Raw genomic sequence first — 13355 nt, 5'->3', positions numbered from 1 at the left:
ACATGATTTATTCATTAGAAAATATATGGTTAAAAATCACTCATCAATGTCTTCTATGCGCACAAAGTGACCATAACGCCGTTAGCCCCAAAAACACTCTCTTCTTAAAAATTTGATATTTTTTCCGTAGTCGATGTATCTATATAATTGCCCCCGCCCCGAAATCTCCTATGGGATCGGGTGGGGGTCAATTTTCACTTATGTTTTAACTGTTAATAATATTCGCCTTGCGCATCAACTTTCAAAGGAGGCATCCTGCAATTATCCTTCGGTAACAGCCCGTTACGGTTAGCCGCGTTACTAGCCGTTATGTCGCGAATAATGTCATCGACAGTTGTTGTCACCTGAACATCAAGATAAAGGCCACAAACCTTAGCTAGATGCGACCAAGCAGCTACACGTGATGCTGAAGTACTTCGTTCTCCTCTATCCATCGCTTCTTTCAATAAACCGGTTAATATCATCTCGCGATTGATAAAGGTTTCAGTCGATAGTTTATCTAATTGTATTTTTATAGCCTCTTTAATGTAGGGTTTAGACAGGTTTTCACTACCGATTGATTTTGCAGAGTGTTCAGAATAACCGGAACGTATTGCTGCTTTGCTAGCATCGAAATCTACCAAAAATTCATTTACAAAACGGTCTTGCTTAGTGGTTAGTTCATGCATGGTTTACCTCACTTAATTTTTCATTTTGTTGGATAGTTGATACTTCTGTCAGTTTTGGCAGTTGATAATCTGGGTGTTTGACATAATAAGTTGTCGAGCGACCGATGCTTTTAGGATCAGTTTCGAGTGGCATGCAGTACCCAGATTCCTCAAGAATAGCTAATGAAGGTTCAACAAGATCTTTAGTTGTTAAGCCTTTCCACTTTTTGCGGTAAACATCACGTACAAGAAAAGTATCATTTAGCTTATCAAAGTTTTTAAGAATAACTTTTGCGCCAATTAAAACGTACTGTTCAGGTAATGAATATATTCGCTCTGCATGTGTACGTAGGTACTCAACATACTCAATCGCCGCTAATGTGTCTTCTTTATTTATTAAAGGAGATTCATCAACTGAATCAACTTCAAGAACATGAAATATTGCCGCTATACTTGGTACTAAGCCTCTATATTTAGCATAATGCGCTTCTAGACTAACTTGTTGGTTATCAGCTCTGATCAAGGTTTCATTATGCAAATACCACTCTTTATAAAGATGGTAGGCTTCTTTATCAAACTGTAAGACATGTTGCTCTTCATGATCATTACTCCACTTAGCTAATGATATTATTTTATCGCGAAACAGCACAAAAGCTTGCTTATTTGGTGCTTTATCAATAAATGCTGGTTTATCAATTAAATCGGGGTAAACAGCAACTTGAAAACGCTGTAGTAACCCATCACCACCTTGACTGCCTGATACTGTTTCGAGTATCAAATTGCTAAATACATCTGGCTGAATTCCACCTAAGATAGATAACCTATTTGTAGGTATGAAAGTAGTACCACGACCAATACGATCAACAGTATACGATTTATTGCCATTCCAGCTCTCAAGATAAAAAGAACGATCATTCGTTTTGTCTGGCTTATTTAAACCTTTTAACCAACCACTCAATTCATCACGGAATACCAGTAACCCCTTAGTATTACTACATTGCAGGTCTGCTATTTTTTCAAAAGTACCGTCATTAATAATATATCTAGTTTGTGAAGGAGGTTCATCATCATCGATTTGATCGGCCATAAGAATTGCTTTAGCTTTACTGTGGTTTTTGTCTTTAGTGATAGCACTTTTAGCTTCTTTCTTGTTAATAACAGCATGTATTTCCATTAACTCACAATCAACTTGAAACTCTTTCAATTCTTCCTTGTGTAATTCACGCGAGATAATTTCAAGCTTATCAAGTGCTGCCATAGCTATCGACAAAGTTGGCGTTTTCAATAATGATGGTTTACCAATAATTACTCCCCATAAATTAGGTACTTCTACCCACCCTGTATCAGAATGCTTTGGCTGAACAACAACGTTACGCGCAATAATACTAGAGGCGACTATAAGTAATCCGGCAGCTAAAAAATCTGGCGGACATTGCATTCGTTCTGCAGAGTCAACAACTAAGCTTTGCATTACCTTAGGTAGTAAATCAATATTAAGTTGTTTTACCGGTTTTAATTCATTTACAAGAGGTTTTGGTGCTGGCCAGTAAGTATTAGCGGCATTTACTTGTTTGCAATTGATAACATAATTAACAATACGATAAATATCATTGTAACGCTCAAAGTATCTATTATCTTTAGTAGCGCTTGATATATTCATAAGTGATTGTAAATATGTAACGATTGAATCAGCGCACATATTATCGTTTGCCAAATACCCTGCTAAAGATAAAAGTGAATCATGTAGATTAATGCCAATGGCGATATTTTTCGTGTGTCCAACTATCCCCTCTTTGCGGCCTACACTTATTACTTCGTTATTTTTTTTATCTATAACGCCAAGTTCTTCACTGCCAAAACTGCCAAAACTAAATTCTGTTATAATTTCATCCGTAGTATAAACATCGTCTTGATGCGAAATAACGGTAACTTGATGAGGTTCGCTTTTAAGGTTGTAAGAACCCGCTAACCGCATTATGCGTGGTAAGTCAGAGACACTAGGGTCTCCATTGTATTTTGCTGCCAATGCTTTTTGGAGCTTAGTAAATTGATCTAAAGGGCAATCATCCACCCGCCAGTAACAATGAAACTTTCCTTTACTACTATTCACAACTAAATTCGGAGCTAAAGGCATAGTTTCAATGATGGCAAGGTTATCTTGTGATGTATCATCAAAATCTAAATACAACGCCCGTACCCCCGTTACATTTACAGTTTTAGTGCCTGTACCGTCAGTCAAATTAACCGTAAGAAATACTTCAAACCCATTCTCAATATTCAATAAAAGCTTATCAACCCAACTTGGATTGTGTGTGTCGAATTGATTAACACATTTATTTTTAATGGCTTTAAAACAAAATAACGCGTTATCACTATCATCTATAGCAACCATATGAAGCTTAACTAGGTACAGAACCCTATCCTTGTCTTGTTTATTCATTGCCGATGGTGAAGTGTCTTTTTCAATAAGCGGAGAAGTCGTTGAATTCATTATTGCTCACCTACATTGCTAAAATTCAGGCGCCCTAGATGCCTTGGGCTTTTCAAAAGCCTGTCATTGACTTTGGTAAATAGTAAATCAGCAATGCTTCGATCTTTCCAATAATTAACACTCCGAATTTTGATAGCTACGTTAGCCATTCCGATTAATACACGAATACCCGGCCTTCTAGCACTACCTTCACTCTGTACAAGAAGAATTGAAACGCCTGTATTTTCAAGTATATAATTTAAATTACTTACTGTTTTAGATACATTAACTGCGTCGACGGGATCTAGAGATTTATAAGTAGATAATTCAAAAACGATAAGTGACAGACCTTTTTCGATAAGCCCGCCGCGCTCGTTTAGTTTGCCTACTACATCTATAATTTTCTGTTGATTTAGTAAATCAATAGTAGTACTCATCACAAGTAATTCTTTCGAATGAGGTTTACCATGAATTTCATAACTATTCGTTAATGCTCTATTTTTGCCAAGTTTACCGGCATAAAGAACTGATCCTCTCGTACAAACTTTTTTATCAAACATTGGCTCCCCTGTTACTAAGCGACGAGAAATCATATTTGCAACTTCGCCGTTATATGTATGATTAACGCCGACAATAATTGATAAGCGATTTTTAGCAATAACATCAGTAAATAGCCATTTACCAGAACTTACAGCAGGAGCAGAAATAGTAGCTATATTACTCATAACTGCTCTCCCAACGTTAAACAATGGCGTTGAGCCACAAGCGTCTTTACCAGTGAGCGTATTTCATCTTTACTTTTTCCTTGGGCTTGAGCGAGCATAACAGCCAAAACCTCATGCTTTAAATATGCTACAGCCCGATCACCAATTGAAAAACTGGGAACCATTAATCCCTTAATAATATCTTCGTGATGTTTAGATTTTGATGCGTTGGTTCTTATTAAAACTTCGGGCTTTTTAATGAATTCAAAATTAATATTAGCCTGTGTTACATTTAACAAAGAGGGTGCATTTTCATTGATTTGACAGCCATAATCGGCTACATTTACTTTGGGTTTGCTCATTGTGGTGAGACTCCTGTTATTAGTGAGCTTAATTGCTCTTTGTGACCTCAGCATTCGAGTGCTGTGGTCGCATTTCTTATAATATTCCTTCTGTTAAAGCTTCCTTCTCAAGAAATTCGATAAAGGCCATAGCTGTCCCGAATTCCATTTATAAGCTACTTGCCTTGAAGTGGATTAGCAATATTGAAAAAAAAATTAATTTCCTATTAAATTGTATTTGTATCTTTTAAAGGTACAACTATTGGTTCGTGATGAAGCGAATAATCGAGCGAATAATCGAGCGAATAACAAACATAAAAAATAAGAGTGAAATAGATTCTAACGTTTTCTGGCGAGGGCTAGAGCTTAGTTGTTCGTTTGTAGTTTTATTTATATTGCATGAAAAATCAAAGTGTTTCAAAATTTATACTGCACCTTTAAACGGTATGTTTTCATTTTGAAAATAATTTTTAATTTTAGCAGTAGTATTCATTGAAAAACGACTTGATCAATAAAGTTTCAACCGACTAAGTACTTTTATTTTATGAATGTGACTTTTTTAAAATCGTTGAATGCACTTTAATAAATAATGTCCTCCAAGTAAAAAGTTCAAGCCTTTGATCTAAATATTCGGTATAGATAAAAATACTTCTGACTAGGTTTTGGCCTCAATGTGATAATGCTTATTCAATTGCATCACGATTAAACCCATTATAATTAAGCCTTATACTTGCTATTAGCGGCAATACACAACATCACAGAAGCGTTTAATACAGGGAGCATAAGTGAAGAAATGTTTGAAATCTTTTAAGTTAGGCGAATACTTTTGTAAACATTACAGAACACCTAAAATTCATCAAAGAAAATGATGACTTGAAGATTTAGAAGTACCAGAAGTAGTACCGCCACATCAACCAATAAATTAAATCATTAAAAATCAAGAGCTAAGCAACATGGTTCGAGTCCAGTAGCGGCACCAAATTAAAGAACGGGATTACAGCGATGTAATCCCGTTTTTGCTTTAATAAACAAATATTTACAGTTAATCTAAATAACTATCTCTTATTGATTTGTAGATGGTATCTAAAGAAATTCCCTTCAACAAGTGACCAATTTACTACGGACAGATCCTAAACTAAGTGAGTCTGATGATATGAGGTCTTTAGGGGATAAATTACATGATGATTCCGTGCGACCCAAGAAGTAACGCCTCGGTACAAATGAAGGCGTTGCAAGCTCATATATACTCGCTGATTCAAAAAATTACATATTGCGAATTTATCGATAGATTGTAGCAATCCATGTAACAAAATAAATTGTAAATAATAGTCCTGTTATATAACAATGTAATTAGGCTTTAATTGACATTTTTTACACCTCTTAACCGTTAATCTACACATCTATTAAACCCATCAACAGTTATCAGAGACTATAAAGACCTTAAGTATGTTCTACTTTAGGATGGTGTTTCCTATTAAGAGGGGTTGTTCTAATCGATTATGTCAGGAAGCTACAAAGCGGTCTTAATTTTTGTTTAATTTATCATAGCCAAAGGTTTGCTTGGCCATTGCCGACATTCATCATAAAACGAATACTAGCTCAGTACCAACAGGGCATTTTATCCTGAAGTGGCTATTTATTATTAAGTTATATTATTCCCGCTAACGATAGTTGCTCTTTTACAGCATCAATCCTAGTGTTGATGACCTCTTTGAAAGACTTGCCATCAATATTTAAAGCAAAATAATAAGTTTCTTTCTTGGTTTCAATAAACCCTACATACCAGCCTAGGGCCTTATCTTTAGCGACTCCACCAGCTCCCGTTTTGGCATATAGTTTATAATCTTCGGTAGATTCAGCTAACATGATGTCTTTCAACTGCATCAATGAACTTTTCGATACTGCTAACTTATGATTATATAAGCGTTGAAGGAAGTCGACTTGCTCTTTAGCACTTATTTTTATACTTTTATTCAACCAAAAATTATCAATACCTGATGATATATCTTGATTACCATATTGAAAATCAGCTAAGTATTGACTCATTCTCTTTTTATTAATTTTACTTGCTGTATTTTGATAGATAGGAACTGCCGAATACTTATAAGCCTCCCTTAAAGAAATAGGTGCTTCATACCAAGTTTTAGGCCACCACTTTTGAATTGGATAATCCGCTATATCAAAAGTAAGCTCTACTTCAGTATTTTTAATGACGCCTGTATCTAAAGCTATAAGGGAATGTGGAATTTTGAATGTTGACCAAGGTGTCATTCGCTTAACAGCTCTTTCGGGATTTATAATACTGTATTCACCAGACTGTTCACTTTTTAGAACAAAGGTGCATGAGCTATGACATAAAGAATTAGCATGAGTTGCTATCGAAAAACTAAACCCTAGTAAAGAAATTAATAACTTTTTAAATTTTATCATTTTTGTCCAATATAATTATTATGGTTTCAATACGAACTGTATATTACCAAGCTTAAATCAAGCCAATTCAAATAGTTACGTCAACTACGGGTATTTCAAAACACATAGATTTGACCGAACCAATAATTCTCTCATTACTGACAAAATGGCACAACAGTGGACATAGACGGTTAGCTATTACAGCAATCTTGTCCTTCTTGGATTGGTGGGCATTTAGCAGTTCCATAAGAACAGAAAACGCAACAATCACCTTTTAAAGGCTTTAATAATGCTTTGCATGATTCACATTCATAGAACCACTGACAGGCATTGGTTGGCATTTTTTCTGTTTTATTATGTCCGCACTCAGGACAAGTTATTGTTGAGTTTAATTTTATACTTTGCATATTATCTCCTTTATAGGTTTTACAATATCTAATACTGACATTACGACCATTAAACTTATGCCAAAGTAGAATAAATAGGTACTCCAACCATATTGCCAAAGAGGATATAGTGTTAGTAAAACAGCTGTAGGACCAAGAATACTTAAAGCACCTCTTAAATGGCTTTTATTGCGATACCAATTATATATATTTACGAGTAACGCAAGGGTAGCGAAAATAGGTAGTAAAGTATTTACTGCAACGCCTTCAAAAGACGAAAGAAATCCCAAACCAAATACGGATACCAACGAGCCTAATGCAGGAAAACAGGCAGTACAACTAAGGGCTGCTATCCAAACCCCACCAGAGCCAACTTTATCGAGTAATTTGTTTATCATATAGAATCATTCCTAAGTAATTTATCATCACGATAAACCCCGTATACAGATACGGAGTCAACAATTACTTTAATGAGTCAATAATAGGGCAAGAATATTGGTCTTGATTGGTTTTACATGAATTTGTCATTTTACTAATAACGCTCTCTAGACGCTGTAAATCAAATATTTTATTTCGAATTATATCCAATTTTTGCAAACCTAGGCTTTCTACTTGGGCGCAGTTATTTTCCATAGACATTAGTGAGGATATTTCTTTTAATGTAAAGCCAAGAGCTTTTGCTTTAGCGATAAACCTAAACTTGTCTGCAATAGCACTACTATATAAACGATAACCATTTTCTGGCTTAATAGGTTGAGAAATAAGTCCTTTTTTTTCATAAAACCTTATGGTCTCAATATTTATATCTAACTCTTTGGCGAGCTTGCCAATTGTCTTCATACCTATAGTCACTTATAAAGTTAAATGATTTCACAATCTGAGAAATGAAGTATATTAAATCATTGCTTATCGTTCAATTAAGTCATTATTGCTAATAACGCTGAGTGTCTTTTTTGAGCCTTGAACTAGACGTTAGCTATAACTACTTGCTAATTTCCGCTTTAGCGCACCAAGGGGACATTAGAACCTACAAATATTAGGCTAAAACTAAATTGGTTTGGACTTTTGTTTAACCGTCACTTATGCCGATTTGAAGGCCTAAGGTGTTAGAAACATACCTAAAGTTTTGGAACAGTAAGCGCTCGTAAATTGAGAACATAATCACTATTGCTAGCAGTCACAATGAGCCGAAAGCCGACATTTTTTAGGTTTATTTCAATTCAATAATTAGCCCACAGTGTCATCAAAACAGACATTCTGAACTTCCCTAACCTTGCTAGAAAACAAATGAGTTACATCGTAACCTCAACTAGAGGTGTTTATAAGCAAAGCCAAGGAAGTCCACTAGGGTATTTGAACAAAACAATAACGTTTCTTTTCCCTCAATTTACATCTGCTATAATTATATTTCGCTCTAAAGGTTGGGTGTTTTATGAAATTTTGTGCTTTTGTTATATTATTATCGTTTTTCTCACTATCAACGTTTTCAAAATCAATAACGTTGAGTCGAGGGGAAGATGCTGTATTACAAAATTTTTCTGAATTAATACTTCAAAAAGCATATCAAAAAATAGGTATTGAATTAAAGGTAATACATGTACCCATTGCTAGATCTTTGGTCTTGGCAAACAATGGCATAATAGATGGTGATGTCTCAAGAATTTCAAAAATTGAAAATCAATATGGCAACTTAATAAAAATTCCAGTACCAATTAATCATATTGATATCAGAATGTTTACTTATAATAAAAAGCTATTGGAGAATAAAAATAACATAAATGGTTTTTATCGGATGGGATGTGTTCGAGGACTTATTCTTGTGGAAAAAATATCAACAACAATGAAAGTGGACTGCTATAAAGTTAATGGCCACAAAGAAGGTATTAATATGTTAAATAAAAATAGAATTGACGTGTTACTTTTACCTCTAACGATAGGTGCCTATTTTAAGAGCGTCGATTCTAAATTTTCTACCAGCCATTACAGTGAATCACTAGGCCGTGAACCGTTGTTTCATTATCTCCATAAAAAACATCACAAATTGGTTCCTAAACTGACTTTAATATTGCAACAAATGAATATTGATATTTATGAAAAAACTTATAGAGACTCCTTGAAAGAAACTCTTTCCCCCGATGGTAATTCAAGTGTTCTAATAAATTAACTATATCTTTAGTGTGTATTGATAAATAGTAAGCCGATAAAATAGTGATACCCTATATAGTTACAATTAATATTTTTATTAAAATAAAATCTACAATTTCTTTATGTTCAGCTTATTGAGATGTCTGAGTAATATTCGCCAAACCAATCTAAATTTATATGACGATTTCACCTAAATCACCTTAAAAGTAATATTCTACTTCATCCAAACTATAAAAGGTTCATGACTGTTTTTTCTTACTAATTTTGACGCGAAAAATTATAAATTATTTCAGGTGTCCGCCTACAATGATTAGCAGATCACCACGCATAAAAGCTCGAAGTTGATCAATGGCAATAGTCAATGATGGTTTGCCATTGTTCTTGGCTAAGCGTAATTCTCATGTTTATCTCCTAAATTAAGTGGGGAGATAACATACCCGATATCAAACGCTAACAGCAGGTGCCGTTAGCTATAAGGTTACATATAATGTATTGCCTTATCAGTATAGACTTTGCTTTGCTTAATAATGATATTTGGTTTATAACTACGGTAAGAATATTAATAAATCGCCCCAATTGATGACTAATAAATCCATAAAAAACAAATCGATTCGTCTTAGAATAATCTTTTTAATTATTTTGGTTTTTACTCTTGTATTAGTGTTTTTTTCATATTTTTTAAAAGATTTTATTACTGGAGTTGAACAAGATTTAGGTAAAAAAATGGTGCTTCAACATGCCATTATCAACAAAGAAAAAGCCCTCAGTCATTTTACACAAAACTTAAATCTAGTTAAACGTTCCTTGCTCAATAATACATATCAAGACTGGATGAAAAATAACGATAATGAAAAATTTAAAACAAAAGCGATTCAGTCTGTTGAAAAAGACTGTCAAGTTATAGATTGCTATGGCTGGTTTATCCTTTCAATTGCCCCCCTTACTAGTATTGATTGGAATAAAGAGAGCAATACCATAAAAACGGTTCCGCTGAAATTAGAAGAAAATTCTTGGCTACCAAAAAAGCTAAAAGAAAATAATGAGTTTTATGTCGATGCTGATATTAATACTATTGATGGAAACACCTATGTTTTTTTTGATTATATAGTAAGAGAAAATGATCAAGTCATTGGAACGGTTGGAAGCTACGCATTAGTCTCAACTATTACTAATCAATTACTCAGTACCTCTAACCAAGATATTTTAGATGTACTTATTGATAATCATGGTGTATTTCGTACTAGTTTGAATGAAAATACCAGTCGTTATCATCCCTCTCTTTCAAAGTTTTTGTCCAACAAAGAATGGCATCAAGTCATCGGGGATGATCTAGATAAAAGCAGCTTAATAAAACTAAAAAATAATACTAATAGTCATTTGGTAAAAACGATTGATATCAGAATTAATGAAGTTAATTATATAGCCGCTATTGTGTATATCGAGGAAATAGAATGGTATGCAATGAGTTTATTTTCAAAAGAAGCAATGGAAGGAAGTATTGTTATTCTGCCTCTCTTTTTAGTTGGCACCCTACTTCTTTTTAGCGTTATTGCACTTACACTTTATTTTTTGAACAAGCTGGTTTTTAAACGACTTATCGTGATGAACAAATCAGTTAATAACATTGCATTAGGTAATTATAAAGACTTAATTAAAGATTGTCGTTCGGATGAATTAGGTACTTTAGCTCAAGGGATAAACACCATGAGCCAAGAAATTTCAAAGAATCTATCAAAGATAAAGTCTCAGAATAATGCGCTAAATGATGCTATTGATAAAGCAAATGCAGCAAATAATGCAAAGTCTATTTTTCTATCTAACATGAGCCATGAAATAAGAACCCCTATGAATGCAGTGTTAGGTTTTGCTGAAATAGGAAGAAACACCAAAGTTTTATTTGAAAAAGATGATTCACTTGAACAAATACAACGTTCAGGTGAACACTTACTGCAAATAATTAATGACGTATTAGACTTTTCTAAAATAGGATCCAAGCAACTTGAGTTGGAAAAAATCTCATTTAGCTTTAGTGCTATTCTTAAAAAAATAACACAAATTTGTAAGTCGGATATTGATAAAAAAAATATATCATTAAATTTCCTATTAGATGATTCGATTCCTAGCCACTTAATTGGTGATCCACTAAAAATAGAACAAATCATCATTAATTTGGTTAGTAATGCTATAAAATTTACGGAACATGGCAGTATTGATATTAACACTCGTCTAAAAAGACAAAACGAAAATAACGTTATCATAGAGTTAAGTGTTAAAGATACAGGAATAGGTATAACGCCAGAACAACAAAAAAACTTATTTATAGCTTTTTCTCAAGCCGATAATTCAATCACTAGAAAGTTTGGTGGCACAGGATTAGGATTAGCGATAAGTAAGCAATTAGTCGAAATGATGGGGGGGGAAATCACACTAAAAAGTGAACGAGATAAAGGCACTGAATTCACATTCACCATACCTTTGACATACTCTACTGAAAAGTTAGAGAAAAAAATAGAAGAATCAGCTGATTTTGATTTAGTAAAATTAAAAGCAGCTTTGTATGGAAAAAAAATCTTGCTAGTTGAAGACAATAGAATCAACCAAATTGTAGCTAAAAAAACACTAGAGCCATTAAGTATTTCAATTGATATAGCAGAGAATGGATTACAAGCAGTAGAAAAAATGAAAAACAATACTTATTCTTTAGTGTTAATGGATATACAAATGCCTGAGTTAGACGGACTACAAGCCACAGAACAAATTAGAATGTTTGATAATGATACTGTAATTATTGGTATGTCAGCTCATGCTAGTATCCAAGATACTGAAAAAGCGATTAAATCAGGAATGAATGATTATATGACTAAACCCATTAAGCAAAAAACAGTTTTTTTGATGATATCAGAATATATCTTTTAGTTCTTCAGGTAACTAACACCAAATAAGTCTATGCCTTTAGAAGCAAAATTTAGGAGATAAGGTAATATGTTTCTTAAACGTTCATGATGATAGTAACTAGTCTATTTTTAGATGTGATTTAAGTAGTGTTATCGGTACTCCTCATAAAAAACATTAATTAAGCCACCCATAATAACTTGTTTGTTTTTTAAACAATAAACTACACTTAATTTCCCCCCTATTAAGTGTGGTGATTGTTATGCCTAAGCCTCGTTCACAACAAATTAGTTTATCTGATACGCCGTATTATCATATTTGCAGTCAAACCGTTCGCAAAGCCTTTTTATGTGGTATTGATAAAGAAACCGGTATCAGTTATGAGCACAGACGTCATTGGATTGAACAACGCATTTTTACATTATCTCAGGTGTTTGCTATTGATATTTGTGCTCACGCTGTCATGAATAATCACTTACATTTAGTCCTTCATGTTGATAGTGAAAAAGCTAACAACTGGACGACGCTAGAAGTACTGTCCCGTTGGCATAAGTTGTTTAAAGGCACCCTGTTGACCCGTCAATTTCAACAAGAGCAATCATTAACTACATTAACTCCATTCGAAATGGAAATGGTTGAAGAAACAGCACAAGTCTATAAACAGCGCTTAATCGATATCAGTTGGTTTATGCGGGCATTAAACGAGCCTATTGCTCGACAAGCCAATAAAGAAGATAAATGCACCGGGCACTTTTGGGAAGGACGCTTTAAATCACAAGCCCTGCTCGATGAAGGGGCATTACTTGCTTGTATGGCTTATGTAGATTTAAATCCAGTGCGTGCGGGTATTGCTCCAACACCTGAGCAATCGAGTTTTACCAGTATTCAACTGCGTATCAAAGCAGCCATTATCGGAGAGCAACCGACAACGTTATTACCTTTTACGGGCCATGAACAGCAAGAGAAAACCTCAGGTATCCGCTTTAATTTGAAGGACTATTTAACCCTTGTAGATGAAACAGGTCGCATAATAAGAGCAGACAAACGAGGCGCTATCGAGACTAAAACCGCAAATATACTGTCAAGACTTCACATCAGCGATGAAAGTTGGCTCAAACTCACCACAAACTTTGAAGGTATATTCACGGGCGCGGTGGGCACCGCAGAGCATTTGTGTGAATTTACTGAGCACGTGGGGTTAAAGCGCGCACACGGTAAAGCAAATGCCCAAGCTTGTATTAGACGTCAACTAACTTGTCCGGTTGGCGTCAATTAACTTGGCCGGTATTTGAATTTAGTTGCATAGCTTGTTTTTTTCGGTAACTTTCTCCTTTTATTTGATAGATATCACTGTGGTGAAC

General features: G+C 34.3%; 11 protein-coding genes. 3 read left to right on the top strand and 8 right to left on the bottom strand.

What is annotated here, in order from left to right:
• Positions 1 to 212: 212 nt before the first annotated feature.
• The 8 genes from H4J75_RS09490 to H4J75_RS09455 all read right to left on the bottom strand — a co-directional run bounded on the left by H4J75_RS09490 (position 213) and on the right by H4J75_RS09455 (position 7797).
• Positions 213 to 668 carry a terminase small subunit gene (locus tag H4J75_RS09490; RefSeq protein WP_182221987.1) on the bottom strand — a complete coding sequence of 152 codons (456 nt, stop codon included), beginning with the start codon at positions 666 to 668 and terminating at the stop codon, positions 213 to 215.
• Positions 661 to 3138, bottom strand: coding sequence for a DUF3987 domain-containing protein (locus H4J75_RS09485; protein WP_182221986.1), 2478 nt, complete (start codon positions 3136 to 3138; stop codon positions 661 to 663). Before H4J75_RS09485 ends, H4J75_RS09490 begins: the two co-directional genes overlap by 8 nt.
• The gene (locus tag H4J75_RS09480) at positions 3138 to 3842 is read right to left on the bottom strand and encodes a hypothetical protein (RefSeq protein WP_182221985.1); all 705 of its coding nucleotides are present in this window, start codon (positions 3840 to 3842) and stop codon (positions 3138 to 3140) included. Before H4J75_RS09480 ends, H4J75_RS09485 begins: the two co-directional genes overlap by 1 nt.
• Complete coding sequence (locus H4J75_RS09475) at positions 3839 to 4183, bottom strand: AlpA family transcriptional regulator (protein ID WP_182221984.1); 345 nt, start codon at positions 4181 to 4183, stop codon at positions 3839 to 3841. Before H4J75_RS09475 ends, H4J75_RS09480 begins: the two co-directional genes overlap by 4 nt.
• Positions 4184 to 5809: 1626 nt before the next feature.
• Positions 5810 to 6592, bottom strand: a complete 783-nt coding sequence (locus tag H4J75_RS09470; RefSeq protein WP_182221983.1) for a class D beta-lactamase — start codon at positions 6590 to 6592, stop codon at positions 5810 to 5812.
• A gap of 170 nt (positions 6593 to 6762) precedes the next feature.
• Positions 6763 to 6978, bottom strand: coding sequence for a GDCCVxC domain-containing (seleno)protein (locus tag H4J75_RS09465; protein ID WP_070373754.1), 216 nt, complete (start codon positions 6976 to 6978; stop codon positions 6763 to 6765).
• On the bottom strand, positions 6966 to 7355 hold the full coding sequence (gene merC, locus H4J75_RS09460; protein ID WP_182218008.1) for an organomercurial transporter MerC: 390 nt from the start codon (positions 7353 to 7355) through the stop codon (positions 6966 to 6968). Before merC ends, H4J75_RS09465 begins: the two co-directional genes overlap by 13 nt.
• A gap of 64 nt (positions 7356 to 7419) precedes the next feature.
• Complete coding sequence (locus tag H4J75_RS09455; RefSeq protein ID WP_182221982.1) at positions 7420 to 7797, bottom strand: MerR family DNA-binding transcriptional regulator; 378 nt, start codon at positions 7795 to 7797, stop codon at positions 7420 to 7422.
• 592 nt (positions 7798 to 8389) lie between these two features.
• Here H4J75_RS09455 and H4J75_RS09450 point away from each other — a divergent pair.
• From H4J75_RS09450 to H4J75_RS09440, 3 genes are all read left to right on the top strand, one after another.
• Positions 8390 to 9121 carry a hypothetical protein gene (locus H4J75_RS09450; RefSeq protein ID WP_182221981.1) on the top strand — a complete coding sequence of 244 codons (732 nt, stop codon included), beginning with the start codon at positions 8390 to 8392 and terminating at the stop codon, positions 9119 to 9121.
• 560 nt (positions 9122 to 9681) lie between these two features.
• Complete coding sequence (locus H4J75_RS09445) at positions 9682 to 12018, top strand: ATP-binding protein (RefSeq protein WP_182221980.1); 2337 nt, start codon at positions 9682 to 9684, stop codon at positions 12016 to 12018.
• A gap of 238 nt (positions 12019 to 12256) precedes the next feature.
• Entirely contained in the window at positions 12257 to 13270 is a 1014-nt protein-coding gene (locus H4J75_RS09440; protein WP_182221979.1) for a transposase, read from the top strand.
• Positions 13271 to 13355: the final 85 nt, after the last annotated feature.

Origin of the sequence: Colwellia sp. BRX10-1 (assembly GCF_014077545.1) — a bacterium.
In the GTDB taxonomy this organism is placed as follows: Bacteria; Pseudomonadota; Gammaproteobacteria; order Enterobacterales; family Alteromonadaceae; genus Colwellia_A.
Note: the sequence above shows the minus strand (reverse complement) of the source record. Positions and strands in the feature narration are given on the sequence as shown.